At 58.4% G+C, this 18,503-nt stretch carries 11 protein-coding genes; 8 read left to right on the top strand and 3 right to left on the bottom strand.

Annotated elements, in window-relative coordinates:
- Nucleotides 1-302: 302 nt before the first annotated feature.
- The gene (gene hrpA, locus BK659_RS24625; protein ID WP_123427926.1) at nt 303-4,214 is read right to left on the bottom strand and encodes an ATP-dependent RNA helicase HrpA; all 3,912 of its coding nucleotides are present in this window, start codon (nt 4,212-4,214) and stop codon (nt 303-305) included.
- A gap of 220 nt (nt 4,215-4,434) precedes the next feature.
- Nucleotides 4,435-6,156, bottom strand: a complete 1,722-nt coding sequence (gene aceK / locus BK659_RS24630; protein ID WP_123427928.1) for a bifunctional isocitrate dehydrogenase kinase/phosphatase — start codon at nt 6,154-6,156, stop codon at nt 4,435-4,437.
- Nucleotides 6,157-6,286: 130 nt separating this feature from the next.
- Between aceK and BK659_RS24635 the strand changes: the two genes are divergently transcribed.
- Nucleotides 6,287-7,195, top strand: coding sequence for a DMT family transporter (locus tag BK659_RS24635; RefSeq protein ID WP_123427929.1), 909 nt, complete (start codon nt 6,287-6,289; stop codon nt 7,193-7,195).
- 59 nt (nt 7,196-7,254) lie between these two features.
- Here the strand turns inward: BK659_RS24635 and BK659_RS24640 are convergent, their stop codons facing one another.
- Nucleotides 7,255-7,635, bottom strand: coding sequence for a type 1 fimbrial protein (locus BK659_RS24640; protein ID WP_123427931.1), 381 nt, complete (start codon nt 7,633-7,635; stop codon nt 7,255-7,257).
- A 211-nt stretch (nt 7,636-7,846) separates the two neighbouring features.
- On the opposite strand from BK659_RS24640, the gene BK659_RS28120 reads away from it, so the two are divergent.
- From BK659_RS28120 to BK659_RS24675, 7 genes are all read left to right on the top strand, one after another.
- On the top strand, nt 7,847-8,830 hold the full coding sequence (locus BK659_RS28120; protein WP_259740309.1) for a fimbrial protein: 984 nt from the start codon (nt 7,847-7,849) through the stop codon (nt 8,828-8,830).
- A gap of 54 nt (nt 8,831-8,884) precedes the next feature.
- Nucleotides 8,885-11,704: an ATP-binding protein gene (locus BK659_RS24650; RefSeq protein ID WP_123427935.1), complete on the top strand. Its 2,820-nt coding sequence runs from the start codon at nt 8,885-8,887 to the stop codon at nt 11,702-11,704.
- Entirely contained in the window at nt 11,691-12,878 is a 1,188-nt protein-coding gene (gene pvrR, locus BK659_RS24655; protein ID WP_123427937.1) for a response regulator cyclic di-GMP phosphodiesterase PvrR, read from the top strand. Before BK659_RS24650 ends, pvrR begins: the two co-directional genes overlap by 14 nt.
- An 85-nt stretch (nt 12,879-12,963) precedes the next feature.
- Nucleotides 12,964-16,182, top strand: coding sequence for a hybrid sensor histidine kinase/response regulator (locus tag BK659_RS24660; protein ID WP_123427939.1), 3,219 nt, complete (start codon nt 12,964-12,966; stop codon nt 16,180-16,182).
- Nucleotides 16,183-16,223: 41 nt separating this feature from the next.
- Complete coding sequence (locus BK659_RS24665) at nt 16,224-16,871, top strand: response regulator (protein WP_123427941.1); 648 nt, start codon at nt 16,224-16,226, stop codon at nt 16,869-16,871.
- Nucleotides 16,872-17,081: 210 nt separating this feature from the next.
- A complete protein-coding gene (locus BK659_RS24670) occupies nt 17,082-17,666 on the top strand; it encodes a fimbrial protein (RefSeq protein WP_123427943.1) in 585 nt (194 codons plus the stop codon).
- Between the two features lie 74 nt (nt 17,667-17,740).
- Entirely contained in the window at nt 17,741-18,484 is a 744-nt protein-coding gene (locus BK659_RS24675; RefSeq protein ID WP_123427945.1) for a fimbrial biogenesis chaperone, read from the top strand.
- Nucleotides 18,485-18,503: the final 19 nt, after the last annotated feature.

Consider the following 18,503-nt stretch of genomic DNA (forward strand, 5'->3'; position numbering starts at 1 on the left):
CCGACGTACCAACACATAAAGGGCCTTATCCCCTCAAAGGGCATCGACCTGGCATCGCTTTATTCCGATCCGCCCGGCTGCGAAGGCTCAAATCTGCGGGGGCGGCGTTTATAACCGCGAAGTTTGCCATAAACATTGGCATTTGACCCCTTTTGCGAGAGTAACGGCGTACCTAATGTGGGAGCGAGCTTGTTCGCGATGGCGGCCTAAGATTCAACATAGATGTTGAAGGTGATGGCCTCATCGTCGGAGCGCCGCCCGGAGCAAGCTCGCTCCCACAGGGTTTTGTGCAAGCCTCGGTTCTAGGGTTCGACTTGAGCCCATTGCTTGTTCAAACGTTTGTCGGAGATCGGCACCTTGGTCCCCAATTGCTGGGCGAACAGCGAAACCCGGTACTCCTCCAGCCACCAGCGATAGAGTTCAAGCTGTGGATCGCGCTTGCCTTCCTGGACGTGCTTGTTGGCACGGGTCTGATACTGGGTCCATAGACCGGACAATTCACCGCTCCAGACCCGGTCCTTCTGCACTTGAGCGCCAAGCTTCTCGAAGCGCTGCTCGACGGCTTTCAAGTAACGCGGCAGTTCCTTGAGCCACTGCATCGGGGTTTCACGAACAAAGCCCGGATAAACCAGGTGATTGAGCTGCTGCTTGATGTCATTCAGGGCCACCGCTTGCGCCAGGTCGATCTTGCCCTTGAAGCGTTTCTGCAAACCGTGCCAGAGCTTGAGAGTCTCCAGCGTCAGTTTCGCCAGACGCTCGGCATGCTCGGTCCACGCACCGCGTTTGCGCTCGGCCAGCGAGGCCAAACCAGCGCCGTCACGCGGCAAACTGGCTTCGCCGTCGAGAATGCAACTGTCGAGGCTCGCCAGCAGAATGTCTTCCACCAGACTGTCGATGCGCCCCAGTTCACGGTACATCAGGCCCAGTTCGGTGAGCCCCGGCAGTTTGCCGCGCAGGAACTTCGCCGGCTCCGCCAGTTGTTGCATGAGCAGACGCTGCAACGCCCGACGATGCTGGAACTCGGCTTCAGCCAGGGTCGAGAAACGCCCTTCCTTGACCGTGCCCGCCTCTTCCACCAGCGCCGGGTAAACCGTCATCGACAACCCGGCGATCTTCTGCTGGGTTTTCTCGGCGACGGCAGCAAAGACTTTCGCTTCCACCGGCTGCTGACTTTTCGCCGTCTGCGGGACAGCCAATGCCGCCTGACTGGCCTCGGCAAAACGTGCAGTCAGCTCAGGCAGATCCCGGCCTTCGCCAAGGAACTTGCCCTGGCCATCGACGATTTCCAGGTTCATCCGCAGATGACTTTCAACCTGTTGTGCCGCCTCGGCCCAGGCTTCATCGCTGACCCGCGCACCGGTCATGCGCAGCAGTTCACGACCCAGCGCGTGAGGCAACGAGCCCTCGGCGAAAGTGACTCGCTGCAACGCCGCCTTGACGAAGTCCGGCACCGGCACGAAGTTCTTGCGCAATGCCTTGGGCAGGTTGCGCACCAGCGCGATGCACTTGGCTTCGATCACACCGGGCACCAGCCATTCCAACCGTTCCGGCGGCAGCGCCGGCAACAGCGGTGCCGGCACGCGCAGGGTCACGCCATCACGGGGATGGTTGGGCTCGAAGTGGTAACTCAACGGCAAGGTCAGGTCACCCAGACGCAGAGTGTCCGGGTAATGCGCGGCAGTGACTTCGCTGGCTTCGCGGGCCAGCACGTCTTCTTCGCGCATGATCAGCAGTTGCGGGTCTTTCTGGCTGTTGACCCGATACCAACTGTCGAAGGTCGCGGTCTGATGGATCTCTGCCGGCAAGCGCGCATCGTAGAAGGCAAACAGGGTTTCCTCGTCCGCCAGAATGTCCCGGCGACGGGCCTTGGCCTCCAGTTCGTCGAGCTGTTCCAGCAGCAAGGTATTGGCGCTCAGGCATTTGGCTTTCGACTGAATTTCGCCGCGCACCAGCGCTTCACGGATAAACAGTTCACGCGAGGTGACAGGATCGATCGGCCCGTAATGCACGGGGCGGCGACCGACCACGATCAGCCCGAACAAAGTGATCTGCTCGAAGGCCACGACCTGTCCGCGCTTCTTCTCCCAATGCGGTTCGAAGTGGTTCTTCTTGATCAGGTGCCCGGCCAGCGGCTCGATCCAGTCCGGCTCGATCTTCGCCACCATGCGCGCATAGAGCTTGGTGGTTTCCACCAGTTCGGCGGTCATCAGCCATTGCGGACGCTTCTTGCCCAGGCCCGATGACGGGTGAATCCAGAAACGCCGCTGACGCGCGCCCAGGTAATCGCCGTCTTCGGTCTTCTGGCCGATCTGACTGAGCAAACCGGACAGCACCGCTTTGTGCAGTTTCGGGTAGTCCGCCGGCTCTCTGTTCAGGCTCAACTGCATGTCGCGGCAGATCAGGCTCAACTGGCGATGGGAATCGCGCCACTCACGCAGGCGCAGGTAATTCAGGAAATTCTTGCGGCACCAGTTGCGCAGCGGGCTGGCGGTCAGGGCCTGGCGTTGTTCTTCAAAGCCACGCCACAGATTGACCAGCCCGGCAAAGTCCGAGTCCACGTCCTTCCATTGTGCGTGAGCCTGATCGGCGGCCTGCTGACGCTCCGGCGGACGCTCGCGCGGGTCCTGGATCGACATCGCACTGGCGACGATCAGCACTTCCTGCAAACTGCCGAGCTTCGCTGCTTCGAGCAACATGCGGCCCATACGCGGGTCCACCGGCAGACGCGCCAGTTGCCGGCCCAGCGGCGTCAGTTGGCTGTTGCGGTCGACTGCGGAGAGTTCTTGCAGCAGGTTGAAACCGTCGCTGATGGCCTTGCCATCCGGCGGCTCGATAAACGGGAAATCGGTGATCTCGCCGAGGCGCAGATGCAGCATCTGCAAAATCACCGCCGCGAGGTTGGTACGCAGAATTTCCGGATCGGTAAATTCCGGGCGACCGATGAAGTCTTCTTCGCTGTACAGACGAATGCAAATACCCGGCTCGACCCGCCCGCAGCGACCTTTACGCTGGTTGGCGCTGGCCTGGGAAATTGCCTCGATCGGCAAGCGCTGGACCTTGGCGCGGTAGCTGTAGCGGCTGATGCGTGCGGTGCCGCTGTCGATCACGTAACGAATGCCCGGTACGGTCAGCGAGGTTTCCGCGACGTTGGTTGCCAGCACCACGCGACGACCCGGATGGGACTGGAAAATCCGCTGCTGCTCGGCCGGCGACAGTCGCGCGTACAGCGGCAGAATTTCGGTGTGCTTGAGCTGGGCTTTGCGCAGCATGTCCGCCGCGTCACGAATCTCTCGCTCGCCGGGCAGGAACACCAATACGTCGCCAGGACTGCGGCGCTCGCTGCGTTCGAATGCAGCAATTTCATCGAGGGTGGCGAGGATCGCCTGGTCCACGGTCAAGTCGTCTTCGACCCGATTGCCCTCTTCGTCCTGCTCCAGCGTCAATGGCCGGTACCAGGTGTCCACCGGGAAGGTGCGGCCCGAGACTTCGACAATCGGTGCATCGTCGAAATGCTTGGAGAAGCGCTCCAGATCAATGGTCGCCGAGGTGATGATAACTTTCAGGTCCGGACGGCGCGGCAGCAGGGTTTTCAGGTAACCGAGCAGGAAGTCGATGTTCAGGCTGCGCTCGTGGGCTTCGTCGACGATGATCGTGTCGTAGCGTTCGAGGTAGCGGTCATTCTGGGTTTCCGCTAGCAGGATGCCGTCGGTCATCAGTTTGATCAGGGTGTTGGAATCGCTCTGATCCTCGAACCGCACCTGATAACCGACCAAGGCACCCAGCGGCGTGGCCAGTTCTTCGGCCACCCGGCTCGCGACACTGCGCGCAGCAATTCGGCGAGGCTGGGTGTGGCCGATCAGGCCGTGCTGGCCGCGCCCGATTTCCAGGCAGATCTTCGGCAACTGGGTGGTTTTACCCGAGCCGGTTTCACCAGCAATGATCAGCACCTGATGCTTGAGCAGCGCTTCTTTGATTTCGTCGCGCTTGGCGGCGATCGGCAGGCTGTCGTCGTAACGAATCAGCGGCAGGCTGGCGCGCCGCGCCAACACCTGGTCGCAGGACGCTTGCAGGCGCGTCACCCACAGGGCCAGCTTGGCGTCGTCGGGTTTCTGGCGCAGCTCGAGCAACTGCCGCCGCAGCCGGTGGCGGTCGGCAAGCATGGCGTGATCGAGGTTTTTCAGCAGTTTGTCGATGGAAGGCGATTCGTCAGTCATCAGGTACGCAAAGGTCGTCTAGTGGCGCAGGGGACGGATTGTCGCAGATTTAACGAGCGAACGAGATCCTTGTAGCAGCTGGCGTAGCCTGCGTCCGGCTGCGAAGCAGTCGTAAAACCTGCTTCCCGAGTATTCCTGATGTACCGCGAACACCGGTTTTGCGAGGACTTCGTCCTCGAACGCAGGCTTCGCCAGCTGCTACAGGGTTGTGCGGAGCCGGTTATTCGTTATCGAGGCCTTTGCGGCGGTATGGGAACACATCGATCACCTTGCCGGCGCGAATCGCCTCTTGCAGGCCTTTCCAATAGTCGGCGTTGTACAGTTCGCCATGCAGTTGATCGAACAACCGCCGCTGCGCGGAATCGGCAAACAGGAACGGCGGGAACTCCTCGGGGAACACGTCCAGCGGCCCGATCGAATACCAGGGCTCGGAGGCCATCTCATCTTCCGGCGTACGCGGCTGCGGAATGTGGCGGAAGTTGGCTTCCGTGAGAAAACAAATCTCGTCGTAGTCATAAAACACCACCCGTCCATGTCGGGTGACGCCGAAGTTTTTCAGCAGCATGTCGCCGGGAAAAATGTTCGCCGCCGCCAGTTGCTTGATCGCCAGACCATAGTCTTCAAGCGCTTCACGCACCTGAGCGTCGTTGGCGTTTTCCAGGTACAGGTTCAACGGCGTCATGCGCCGTTCGGTCCAGCAGTGGCGGATCAACACGGTGTCGCCTTCCACCTGGACCGTCGACGCGGCGACTTCCAGCAACTCGGCCAGACATGCCGGCTCAAACTTGCTCAACGGAAAACGGAAGTCGGCGAACTCCTGGGTATCGGCCATGCGCCCGACCCGGTCGACGCTTTTTACCAAGCGGTACTTCTCGATCACTGTGGCACGGTCGACGTTCTTCGACGGCGAGAAACGATCCTTGATGATCTTGAACACGGTGTTGAACCCCGGAAGGGTGAACACGCTCATGACCATGCCGCGCACGCCCGGCGCCATGATGAACTGATCGTCAGTGTTAGCCAGGTGGTTGATCAACGCCCGGTAGAACTCCGATTTGCCGTGTTTGTAAAAACCAATCGAGGTATACAGCTCGGCGATGTGCTTGCCCGGCAGGATGCGTTTGAGGAAACCGATGAACTCCGCCGGCACCGGCACATCGACCATGAAGTACGAACGGGTGAACGAGAAGATGATCGACACTTCGGACTCATCGGTGATCAACGCGTCGATCTGAATCCCCCGACCTTCGCGGTGCAGAAACGGAATCACCAGTGGCCATTGCTCATCGGTGGTGAAGATCCGCCCTACCAGATAGGCGCCCTTGTTGCGGTAGAGCACCGAGGAAAACAGCTCGACGCTCAGTTCCGGATCCTTGCAGACCCAGTCGGGCAGGTTTTCGCGCAGTTGCGCTTCGAGTCGGTGCAGGTCACCGGCCAGGTTCGCGTATTCTTCGCTGAACCGGTAGTCGGCAAATATGCTCACCAACATGCTCGACAACTGGCCATGCGGTTTATAGGTGCGGGTCTGCGCGGCCCGGGCCCGGTGCAAGCTGGGCCGGGTGGTGTGGATGAACATGCAACCGTCGCTGATCAGGTCGTGGCTGAACAGCCCGCAGAAAATCGAGTTGTACCAGGTCTCGGACAGTTCATCGTCGAAACGCAGGTCGATCAGGCTGATGTAGGCGCTTTTGACCAGCGGCCAGCAGCTGACATCCATCAGCACATCAGCCTCGAAGGCGGCATGCAGACGCCCCGCCACTTCACTGACCTTTACTTCATAGAGGTTGATCCGCGCCGCCGACGCGACCTGCGTTTCCTGCCACTGTGCCCGTTCGAAGCGCTCCCGGGCGCCGTCAGTGATCTGGCGGAAATGCTCGCGGTAATCGTCGAAGCCGTCGAGGATCATCTGGGCAATATCGGCGGCGGGCCATGGCTGCGGCATGTGGAGACCTCTACGGGATGGTTCTTATCGTTGGAGGCTGAGCTTAGAGGTCAATTGTTACGCATTGCAACCATTGCCATGGACGGCTCCGACGGTGACACTTGCGCCCTGATAAAGGAAGGAACGAGCCGTGAACCCCGTCGATATTCTGCGTATGTTGTCACTCGCTGCCATTTGGGGGGCGAGCTTTCTGTTCATGCGCATCATCGCCCCAGTGATTGGCACAATCCCCACTGCTTTTTTCCGCGTTTCGATCGCCGCCACCGGATTGCTGGTGATTCTGACGCTGATGCGGATCAGTTGGGACTTCCGTGGCAAGTTCAAAACCGTGCTGCTACTCGGAATGATCAACTCCGGGATTCCGGCCACCCTGTACTCGGTAGCCGCTCAAGTGTTGCCGGCTGGCTACTCGGCCATTTTCAACGCCACCACCCCGCTAATGGGCGTGTTGATCGGCGGGCTGTTCTTCAGCGAAAGACTCACCCTCTCGAAGATTGCCGGGGTTGCCCTCGGCTTGTTTGGCGTCGCCATCCTGACCCGCGCCGGTCCCGTGGCGTTTGACATGGAATTGCTGATCGGCGCGCTGGCCTGCCTGCTCGCGACCACCTGCTACGGTTTCGCCGGGTTCCTGGCGCGGCGCTGGCTCGACCATCAAGGTGGCCTCGACAGCCGACTCTCGGCACTGGGCAGCATGCTCGGCGCAACGCTGCTGCTGTTGCCATTGTTCGGCTACAGCGTCATCACTCAGCCGCCCGCTAGCTGGGGCGGCTGGAGTGTCTGGTTGTCGTTGCTGGGGTTGGGCCTGGGCTGCACGGCGCTTGCCTACATCCTGTATTTCCGCTTGCTCAGCTCGATCGGCCCGGTCAAATCGATGACCGTGACCTTCATGATCCCGCCGTTCGGCGTGTTGTGGGGCGCGTTGTTTCTCGATGAACCGCTGTCGATGGCGCATCTGTATGGCGGGCTGTTGATTGCAGGGGCGTTGTGGCTGGTGTTGAAGCCTGCGGCGGTGAAGGTGCCGGAACTGGCGGAGCAGTAACTCATCGGCAGCGGCGCATCGACACACAATGCGCCGCCTGAGCTTGCGTGCACCTCACCTCAAGGCGAAGTCAGCGTAATCAGGTAAGCGCCTGAGTTCACCGGTTTGCCGGCCGCGTCGACCAAGGCGTATTGCTGATCGTAGTAACGGCCATCCTTGCTCCCGTCCGCGACCAGCTTCACGCCCACGCGGGAATGATCGAGCGCACTGACCGAGCGAACCGGCTCGACGCTGCGCACATTGACCGAGTCGCCGCTTACCCTGGTCGGACAATTGCTGAACTCAAACATCGAACTCGCCCCCACGCGGGAGGTGCAGCCTGACTCGACAATACTGCCGTGAAACTGGATGACACCCTGAGCCACCGGGGTGGCCGCCAGGCTTGCACCGCTCAACGCAAAGAACAGGCTGATACCGACCGACAAACGCTTACCGTTCATGTTGACGCTCCTTAGGGTTGTAAGGACTGCATCGACAAGTCTGGCTGGGATCTTGAGGACTTTAGGAAATGTCTGATGTTTTTTTCTTGAAGCCGCCAAAAGCCCATCCATCAGTCAGCTGCGGCTGACAGACTAAGAAACGCCTGATGTTCGCCGCTTTTCACGGTCGCTAGAGTGTGTAGCTCTTTTATCACCGTGTATCGCTATCAATATGGATCTTTCAAACAAACAGAGTCGATTGCGCGCTTTTTTAAGTATTGCCTGCGTGATGGCGTATACGTATGGCCCGGGCGCTATGGCTGCGAATTGCGCCTTTACTCATTCCGATAAATACAACAAGGCGGTAACCCTGAATTTCGGGGCCAGCGTGGACGCTGACAGTTTGACGATCCCCCAGGACGCCCCGATTGGCACAGTCATTTTCGAGCAAGTCCTTCATGCAGATGAGCATATTTTTACCTGCTCGGCGGCAACGCTCTACGGATTTTCCATAAACCCGGCCCTGGGCACACCGTCCAACTCTACTTACCCCCTGGGCAAGACCGGACTTTCATTTCGTATAGGGACGCCCAACCCGAACATCTCCTTTATGCCGCCGCCGTTCGGCCTCAACGCAGGCACTTATACAACCAACGGCGGAAGTTACACGCTTGAGATTTTCAAGTCCGGCGAATTGTCATCGACAAACGAGATCGCCGCCGGCTTTTTGGGAAACCTCCAGGTCAGTGACTTGGTATTTATCAAGTTCAATCTACTCAATCCCATTCGTCTGAATACCGCCTCTTGCCAAACACCATCTGTCCCGGTGGCGATGGGTGACGACTATCGCCTCGATGAGTTCAGTAAAAGCGGCGACACCCCTCGGAAGATCAAATTCAACATCGCCTTGAACCAGTGCCAGCGCGGCATCAAGAAGGTGACCTATCAGCTCAAGGCCACCACTCAGGTCATCGACTCGAAAAAAGGCATCGTCGCGCTGAATGCCGAATCGACGGCCAAAGGTATCGGCCTGCAATTGATGAACGATGCCGGGCAACCGATCGCCCTGGACACCGTGTATCCGTTCAATGGTTTCAATACCACCGGCACTGATTTCAAGATCCCCTTGTCTGCGGCCTACTACCGCTTGGCTGAAGGCACACTTCAAGCCGGCACCGCGAACACCGCCGTGACGTTCATCATGAGTTATCTGTAATCAATTAAGGATCGTCTTATATCTGTCGCCCCCACGCCTGCCTAAAGTGCCCGCATGAGATTGAAGACATACCTGCATCAGATCAACCCGGTCCTTTCCACTCCCAATGCAGCCCGACGTTTGCTGCGCATTTTTGCCCTGGTGTTGCTGATCGGCATCCTGGGCGGCGTCTATAATTTCCTGTTGTTCACGTTCAACAATGAAATCTCCCAACGCCGCGGCTACATGAGCAGCGCGATTGCCGAAGCCCACACGTTTTTCACCACCCGCGAAGCCCTGCTGGAAAGCCTTAGCCTGTCAGCCACGCGTAAATCCGGAGTCGAGCCGCCGGTATCCGAGGAAGAAATTTACCTGCTGCTGGGCAATGTTCCCGGCAAGCAGTGGAGCATTTGGCTGACGGAGCGCATGCGCGACTACCTGAAAGCCAAACAGGTCAATTTGATCTATGTCAGCAGCGGTGCCGACGCTCACGTGGCACGCCTGTACAGCACAACGCCGGTGGTGAACGCGTTTCCCGAAGCCATGTTGAACCAGTTGGAAACCCTTAAACGCGACAACGCGCCAGCGCTTGAGGAACTGTGGCTGACCCATCAATCAGCCAGCCATTCGCAGCTCTACATTTTCCTTCGCCTGGATGAGCGCGACGTAAGCTCCGGCTGGCTGGGGCTGGAAATGGATGGTCAGGAAGTCTCCAGCGCGTTGAACGACCACAGCGTGGGCGAGTTCATGATGTTCAACTCTCAGGGCATGCTGTTGTTCACCAACAGCCATACGGCGCAGCTGAGTCAAAACCTGTTGCAGCTTCAGCGTCAGGACTTCTTCGGGTTTGTCGGCCAGGGCTGGCTGCCCGACCATTTGGTGATCCGCAAGCAATTGAAATCTTCGGATTGGCAACTGGTGTACTCCATCAATTTGCGCGCGGTGATGTCAGCATTGTGGCCACAGCTGGGCGGGGCGTTGCTGTTCTGCCTGCTCAGCATCAGCCTGGTGTGGCTGCTGATCCGTCGCATGGAGCACCGTTTCATCACCCCGGCGATCCACCGTATTCAGGCGTTGGTCGAAAGCGAGCTGTTCAGCCGCGATGTGATCCAGACCGCCCCCGTGGCCCTGTGCGTATTACGCCGCACCGACGGCCAGGTGGTGCTGGAAAACACGCTGTCCCAGCAGTGGCTGGGCCAGGGCGGTGAACGGGAGCAACTGTGCCCTGGCTGGATCCGGCAAGCTTTCGATACCGTGGCGCCCGCCCTCACCGATTACTTTGAAACCGCCGATGGCCGGCACCTTTACCTGAGCTGCGCGCCCACACGCTATAAGGGCGAAGACGTCTTGCTCTGTGCCTTCAGCGACATCAGCGCACGCACCCAGATCGAAGAGGCGCTGGAACAGGCGCGGCAGATGGCCGACACCGCCAATGAAGCCAAGACCTTGTTTCTGGCCACCATGAGCCATGAAATTCGCACGCCACTGTATGGCGTGCTGGGCACCCTCGAATTGCTGGCGCGCACCCGTCTGGATGTCCAGCAAAAAGATTATCTGCGTGCGATCGAAAGTTCCTCGGCGACCTTGCTGCAACTGATTTGCGATGTACTCGACGTGTCGAAGATCGAAGCCGGACAACTGGCCCTGGAGTTGAGCGAGTTTTCAGCTCTGGAGCTGGTGCAGGAGGTGATCCAGGGGTATGCCGCTGCGGCCCGGAACAAGGATTTGCAACTCTACGCCTGCCTGGACCCTCAAGTGCCGGATCGGGTGATCGGTGATGTCAGCAGAATCCGCCAGATCCTCAATAACCTGTTGAACAATGCCGTCAAGTTCACCGACTCAGGGCGGGTAGTGCTGCGGCTCAGGCTGCTGAGCCGCGAAGGCGAGCGCGTCAGCCTGCAATGGCAAGTCTCGGACACGGGCAAAGGCATCGCCCAGGTCGATCAACCGTTCATTTTCGAGCCTTTCTACCAAACCGAAGGCAACACCAATGTGGTGGCCGGCACGGGTCTTGGCCTGCCGATCTGCCAGCGCCTGACCCACTTGATGAACGGCAGTATCCGCATGGTCAGTGAACTCGGGCTGGGTAGCAGTTTTTCCCTGACTCTGCCGCTTGAAGAGCCCTCAGCCGCTTCAGTGCCGATCGCCATGACGGGGCTGTTGCCGGAAGTCGTCTACGTGGTCTCGCCGATACGCGAGCTGGCCGAGGTCATCAGCGGCTGGTTGCGTCGCTGGGGGGCCCGTCCGCACATCGGCCGTCCGTCACGCCTGGACCTCGCCTCACAAAACGTGTTGATCGAGCTGCACCCAGGCATTCTCGAACAGCGTCTGGCACCCGAGTGGACCGGCCCGTTGGTGCTGGCCACCGGCGATGGCTGCAACGAACCGCAGATCATGTCCGGCGGCTGGAAGGTCAACCTCAACCACCTGCAAGCCATTCATCAGGCGGTCTGCCAGGCTCAAGGCCTGTGGGTGGTCAAGCCCCAGGAGCACAGCGAGCCACGAGAAATGGAAAAACTGCACCTGCATATCCTGGTCGCCGAAGACAACGTTATCAATCAGTTGATCCTGTGCGATCAACTGGAAGAGCTCGGCTGCACCGTGAAACTGGCGTCCAACGGCGAAGAAGCACTGGCGATCTGGCGCAGCGAAAATTTCGACATCGTCCTGAGCGACGTGAACATGCCCAGACTCAATGGCTACGAACTGGCTCGGGAACTGCGCCGACAAGGTTGTACAACACCGATCATCGGGGCTACCGCCAACGCCATGCGCGGTGAAGAAGCGTTGTGCCTGGCGGCAGGAATGAATCACTGCCTGGTCAAGCCTTTTACGTTGCGGGCCTTGTTCAATTACCTGGCGCCTTATGAAAGAACAGCCCATGAAGCCGTGTAGCATTTTGATTGTCGAAGACCATCCCTTCCAGCACCTGTACCTGCAGAATTTGTTCAGCGAGTTGGGAGATTTTCATCTGGAGTCCGCGCGAGACGGCGAGGAAGCCTTGGCTCGCTTGAAAAAACGTGAATTCGACCTGGTACTCACCGACCTGCTGATGCCCGGCATGGATGGCGTGCAGTTTATCCAGGGGCTAGCGGGTTTACGCTCCAGGCCCGCACTGGCGATCATGAGTGCCACCTCGCGGCGCATGTTGATGGGCGCAAGTCTGGTGGCCCGTAATCTGGGGGTGAAGGTTATCGGGCTGATTTCCAAACCGGTGAAGGCCACCGCCCTGCGCAACCTGACTGATCAGCTCATGGGGCTGCGCCATGCGGCCCGGCCTTCGCCCGCGCCGGGCATTGACCGTCAGGCGATCCTTGAAGCCCTGGACAACGGTGAACTGCAGGCCTGGTTTCAACCCAAGAAAGCCTTGGCCAATGGTCGCATTGTTGCTTCCGAAGCCCTGGTTCGATGGATGCACCCCGAGCACGGAATGCTGCTCCCGGGAATGTTCCTGCCAGCGCTCAAGGCGTTCGATCTGGAAGAACGCCTGTTGTGGCAAGTGCTGGGGCAGGCTATCAATGCCCAGGCCCAATGGCGCGACCAGGGTTACGATATTCCGGTGTCGATCAACCTGCCCACGCACCTGTTGAACAGTCATGACCTGGCGGATCGCATTCTTGAATTTGTCCACGCGCATCAAGGGGTGCCGGGGAGAATTTGCTTTGAACTAATGGAGTGTTCCTTGCCTCAGGACATCAGCAATTTTTACGCTGGAGCCTGCCGTTTGCGGATCATGGGTTTCGGCCTGTCGCAAGATGATTTCGGCAAGGGTTACAGCTCCTACATGAACTTGGTGTCGACGCCTTTTACCGAGCTGAAGATCGATCGGGCGCTGGTCCAGGGATGCAACGAAAACGAAGAGCTGGCCCAGGCGCTGACCAGCATTGTCGCCCTTGGGCGGCAATTGGGCCTGACCGTGGTGGCCGAAGGCGTCGAAACCGCGCAGGAACTTGCTCTGTTGCGTAAAATCGACTGCACTCAGGTCCAGGGGTTCCTGATTTCTCACGCTGTGTCTTCGGATCAGTTCCAGCAATTGCTGACCCATGACGGTCCGGCAAGCGCGTATTGACCCGCAGAAACGTGCGCTTGAACGTCTCTTGCTTCGAGGTCACTGTGCACAACCGCTTTCGACTCACCTCCTGCTTGGCTGCGCAATGAATCATCCCAACGCCTTGCTTGAGAAACTGGCCAGCAGCTCCCTGCGCCTGAACAAAGGCCTGACAGTGCTCTGCGCAACGGTGCTGCTGTTGATCGGCATCAGCGCTTGGGGTGTGCAGCGAATGCTCGAGGAACAGCACGACACAGTGAGATTTCACTTTGCCCGGCTACTGGAGAATCTGCGCGAACAGGAAGCCTTCCTCAATGAAGTCTCGCAGCAGAGTGCCAAGGGCGAACTGCTGGCCTCACTGCCCTCCCCGATGGCGTTGCAAAAATTACTGCCCGATGAAAGACCTGATGTTTATGAAGGGCGGCAGTTCTCGTTCTCCCTACCATTCAGCGTGAAGGTCAATCCCGAGAAAGTCGCGCTCAGCCAACACCCCAAAGTCTTTACATTGGCCGCGCACCTGGCCGATGACTACAGCGCCTTCTGGTCCGCCTCACACTATCAGTCACCGCAGGTTTTCCTGTTCAACGTCCCGGATAACTTCGACATCGCCGTGCCCGCTGCCGGACGACTGCGCGGCGCCGGTCAGATTCAGGGCGGTGAATTCGTCGAGGTAATGAAGCACGTTCTGCAGCGACTGCACGACAAGAATCCAAAGCCGCTGGACAGCAGGATTCACTGGGTGCAATACACCACGGCACCCGAGGACGTTACCTCCCCGTCCATCCTCGGCTACGTCAACATTGACCTGTCCTCGATCCAATTGAACATTGAGGGAGCCAGCCACTGGGCGGTTGTCGCTTCACTGTTGAATCTATCGCAGGTCAATAACATCGAGAGAATCATGCAGTGGTCGATCTATGACCATTTCACCCTCATCGCGCCCTCGGGCGAGGCGCTGATCGGCGCGCTGAAACCTGAGTCAAGGCTCAATGAAGGACTGAACTTCAATAGTGACGGGCTGGTGTTCAAAGTATCGAGCCCCGGCGAGCCACACTGGACAGCCATCTACGTCATCAGTTTAAAGAGCTTTCTGAATTATGCCTTGTGGCCCTTGCTCAGCCTGTTGGCGTTGTTGCTGGCGGGTCTGGGTTGCGGCTGGGCCTTCAGTCGCTGGTACAAAACCCGAGTGGTACTCCCCGCGCATCGAGCCCACGCAAGCATTGCCGAAAGCGAAGCCTTCAGCCGCGCCGTCATCGACACCGCACCTACCGGCCTGTGCGTGGTGCGCCGCAGCGATCATAAAGTGTTGCTGGAAAACCAGCGCGCCCAGCAATGGCAAGACACCGCCAAACTGATTGCCGCCCTCAACCAGCAACACGGCCTCACCGAGCCAGGACAGGCCGATCTGGAGATCGACGGCCGTCACCTGCACGTCGCTTTCATTTCCACCCGCTATCAAGGTCAGGACGCCTGGCTCTGTGCCTTCCATGACGTCACCCGCCATATCGAAGACGCGGCGGCGCTGGAAGAAGCACGCCGGACTGCCGACTCGGCGAATGAGGCCAAGACCCGGTTTCTGGCCACCATGAGCCATGAAATCCGCACACCACTGTACGGCGTGCTAGGCACCCTGGAACTGCTGGGATTGACCCCGCTTGAGCCGCGTCAGCAGAACTACCTGCACACCATCCAACGCTCCTCCGCAACCTTGTTTCAGTTGATCAGCGATGTGCTGGATGTGTCGAAGATCGAGTCCGGGCAAATGACCATCGAGATCCAGGAGTTCTGCCCCCTGGAGCTGACGGAAGACACCCTGCGCACCTACAGTGCCTTCGCCCAGGTCAAGGGGTTGCAGCTCTATGCCTGTATCGATGCGGCGCTGCCTGACCGGGTGCGCGGTGATCCACTGCGCATCCGGCAAATTCTCAACAACCTGCTGAGCAATGCCATCAAGTTCACCGACAACGGGCGGGTTGTACTGCGAGTTCGGGTGCTGGAAACCAGCGGTGGAAAAGTCAGCCTGGAATGGCAGGTCAGCGACTCGGGCATCGGCATTTCCCAAGCCCAGCAGACGCAATTGTTCGACCCGTTTTATCAGGTCCGCGATACCTCCAGTGAAGCCGGTGCGGGATTGGGCCTGGCGATTTGCCGGTGGCTGTGTGAGCTGATGGCCGGCCAGTTGAAAGTGGTCAGCGAACCGGGCCTGGGTAGCAGCTTCTCTCTGCAATTGGCGCTTGAGTGCTTGCCGGGAGAACTGGCCGACTGCCCTGAATTCGAATCAGGAGCGCCGGCTGTTTATGTCCGGGCGCCAGCGCAGGAGTTGGCTCAACATCTCTGCGCCTGGCTGAACCGCCTCGGTGTAGAGGCCAGGCTGGTGAACGCCGATACGAAACAAACGCAGCCCTCGGCGCTGCTGGTGGATATGTTGCCGTCTGGCAACGAACTGCCTTGGCCCGGTCCACGGATTATCGCCACGACAGGAGGCCGCAACCCACCTGAGTACTCGGGCGATGGCTGGGAAGTCGACGCCCATGATATCCGTGCAATTGCCTGGGCCGTCAGCTTTGCGCACCAAGGCACCAGCGCACAAAACCACCTGCCCTCACCCGAGAAAACCCGCCACCTTGATCTGCATATCCTGGTGGCCGAAGACAACCCCATCAACTCGGCGATCATCAAGGAACAACTGGAAGCGCTGGGCTGCTCGGTAGTCGTCGGAGCCAATGGTGAACAGGCCCTGGCGCAGTGGCTGCCCGGATTGTTCGATCTGGTACTGACCGACGTCAACATGCCAATCATGAATGGCTATGAATTGGCCAAGGCTCTGCGTCAACATGATGCGGATTTGCCCATTATCGGGGTGACCGCCAATGCCCTGCGCGAGGAAGGTGAACGCTGCGCCGCCGTGGGTATGAACGCCTGGCTCGTCAAACCCCTGAACCTGCATACCTTGCGCGCGCAATTGTTGAAACACTGCAAGATAGCCGTGCCCGCGCAAGCCATCACCACCGATGACAGCCGTGCGCCTGAGGATGCCGCTGACCAGGTTCAGCTATCGCCTAAAATGCGCGAACTGTTTATCAGCACCCTGCAACAGGACAGGCAGACCACGCTTGCAGCGCTGGACAGTGGCGATGCCAGTGCCGTTGCGCGACAACTGCACAGCATGGCCGGGGCATTGGGTGCTGTGCAGGCCGGTGCCATGGCGATTGCCTTCACCGAACTGGAGTGCCGGTTGATGGGCTTGACGGTCACGCCAGCCCTGGCGCTGGAGGTCAGGCAAAAGCTGGAACGGCTAACGGCTTTACTGGATGCTCTTGAGTAACCTCAATTTTCTCCCCAACGACAGACTATGGATAACCGCTCATGGAAAAACTAAACGTTGTCATCGCTGACGATCACCCCATCGTGCTGCTCGGGGTACGTGAGCTGATAGAACGTGATGAGCGCTTTCGTGTGGTGGGTGAAGCGGTCTGCTCCAATGAGCTGATCAACCTGCTTGAGCGCCAGCCTGTTGACCTGGTCATCACCGACTTCAACATGCCCGCGGACTCGCCCTACGGCGATGGCCTCAAGCTGGTGGAGTATCTGAAACGGCATTTCCCGGCGGTGCAAATCCTGGTGCTGACCATGATTTCCAACCCTTTGATCCTGACCCGGCTGCATGAACTGGGCGTGGTCGGGGTCATTCAGAAAAGCCAGCTGCACAACGAAATCCAGGTTGCTCTCAAGGCTGTCGCCAAGGGCAATCCGTTCCAAAGTGCCGGGCCGGAACCCACCTCGGTGATAGAGTCCAGCACTGCCCTGGACGATCGATTTGCCCGGTTATCGCCCAAAGAGCACGAAATACTGCGCCTGTTTGTGTCCGGGCAAAGTGTTAGCGATATCGCTCGCGGTCAGAATAGAAGTGCCAAGACCATCAGCGCACAAAAAATATCCGCAATGCGTAAGCTGGAAGTTAACAGTGATCAGGACTTATTGAGTTACTGCATTGAACGTAAACTTTTCAACTAACCAGGTTCACACTTAAACCATAACCAATAATCGCTTATCTCCGGTCATACCCACTGTCGCTTTCAGAACCCATATGACCTGAAACATTCCACTTCATCTCGTGCCACAGAGCGTTTCTAAGAATCGTCTGATTTTTTTACCCGAGTCGCTTCTCTATTGTGTGGCTGCACCTTGATGCAGCACTTTTAAAACACACGTATGGAAATCAGAATGAAAAAGCTTTCCCTGGCACTTATGACACTGTCCATGTTGGCAGCCACTGGCAACGCTTTCGCAGCAGAGCCGGGAATCACCAAAGCCGGCAGCGGCATCATCAACTTCTCCGGCATCATTAACAACGATGCATGCTCCGTTCAAGGTTCCGACATAAAGAAGACTATTTCCGTGCCGATGGGTGAAGTGTCGATCAAAGACATGGGCACCGCCGCAGCGCCAATTGGCAGCGGAAAATTGAGCGCCGAAAACTTTGACATGAAGATCAGCTGCAACGCCGGCACCAAAGTGTCGATGATCTTTGAACCCAATAAAGGTACCGGTTCGGGCGTCGATAGCACTGGGGTACTGAACCTGATCGACGGCCTGGGTGCTGCAAAAAACATCGGTATCGCCCTGCTCGATGCTAATGGCGCACTGATCAACCTGAGCTCGCCCACCACGGCCAAAATCGAGAACAAACTGCAAGATGGCAGCACCTCGCTGAAGTTCTCCGCCGCTTATGTCACGACTGGCGCAGCGGGCACCGCTGTTGCCGGTCGCGGTGACGCCACCCTGCCGTTCACCCTGCAATACGAATAACCGCAGGACTGGATCTGACTGTGTGCGGGGCCTGTAGGCCTCGCCATCTCTTTTGAAATCAAGCGGTAATCATCATGTTTCGTCGTCACTCCCTTTCCTTTTGCCTGGGTATCCTCAGCGTGCTCATGGCCACCCAGGCCGACGCCGGCATTTCCTTGAGCGCTACCCGTCTGGTCTTTGACGGTAAGCACAAGGAAGCCGGCATCACTGTGCGCAACAGCGGTGAAGACGTGTTGATCCAGTCATGGGTCGACAGCGACACCCCCGACGCAACCTCGGTGCCCTTCGCCGTGACCCCGCCGCTGGCACGGGTGGCAGGCAAACAGCAGCAATTGTTACGGGTGATCTATGAGGGCACCGGCATGCCCGGCGATAGAGAGTCGGTGGTCTGGCTCAACGTCCAGGAAATCCCCCAGGCTTCGAAAACACAAAATACCTTGCAGCTCGCGGTACGCCAGCGCATCAAGGTATTTTTTCGCCCTTCAGGGCTGAAGACGAACGCTTACCTGGCGCCAACAGAACTGTTATGGCGCTTGGAGGATCGAGCAGGAAAAACCGTCTTGACGATTAATAACCCAGGCCTTTACCACGTTTCCATGGCGGAAATAAAACTTCAATCAGGACAATCAATGGAACAAGCCATTGATTCAATGATGATCGCCCCGGGCGAACAAAAAGAGTTCGCGATCAAACAATTCAGCAGTTCCAGCACGCCAACCGTGTCATTCATGAATATCAACGACTACGGCGCACAAGACCGTTACACCCTTCAACTTTCCAACACCACGCCGGTCAAAGCCAGCCTGACAAAAAACTAAAATCAATACGTCTGATTAA

This window comes from Pseudomonas brassicacearum (genome assembly GCF_003732225.1).
Classification (GTDB): Bacteria; Pseudomonadota; Gammaproteobacteria; order Pseudomonadales; family Pseudomonadaceae; genus Aquipseudomonas; species Aquipseudomonas brassicacearum_E.

Coding starts and splice junctions, on each gene's coding strand:
- hrpA (WP_123427926.1), bottom strand. CDS start 4,214: ATGACTGACGAATCGCCTTCCATCGACAAACTGCTGAAAAACCTCGAT.
- aceK (WP_123427928.1), bottom strand. CDS start 6,156: ATGCCGCAGCCATGGCCCGCCGCCGATATTGCCCAGATGATCCTCGAC.
- BK659_RS24640 (WP_123427931.1), bottom strand. CDS start 7,635: ATGAACGGTAAGCGTTTGTCGGTCGGTATCAGCCTGTTCTTTGCGTTG.
- BK659_RS28120 (WP_259740309.1), top strand. CDS start 7,847: ATGGATCTTTCAAACAAACAGAGTCGATTGCGCGCTTTTTTAAGTATT.
- BK659_RS24650 (WP_123427935.1), top strand. CDS start 8,885: ATGAGATTGAAGACATACCTGCATCAGATCAACCCGGTCCTTTCCACT.
- pvrR (WP_123427937.1), top strand. CDS start 11,691: ATGAAGCCGTGTAGCATTTTGATTGTCGAAGACCATCCCTTCCAGCAC.
- BK659_RS24660 (WP_123427939.1), top strand. CDS start 12,964: ATGAATCATCCCAACGCCTTGCTTGAGAAACTGGCCAGCAGCTCCCTG.
- BK659_RS24665 (WP_123427941.1), top strand. CDS start 16,224: ATGGAAAAACTAAACGTTGTCATCGCTGACGATCACCCCATCGTGCTG.
- BK659_RS24670 (WP_123427943.1), top strand. CDS start 17,082: ATGAAAAAGCTTTCCCTGGCACTTATGACACTGTCCATGTTGGCAGCC.
- BK659_RS24675 (WP_123427945.1), top strand. CDS start 17,741: ATGTTTCGTCGTCACTCCCTTTCCTTTTGCCTGGGTATCCTCAGCGTG.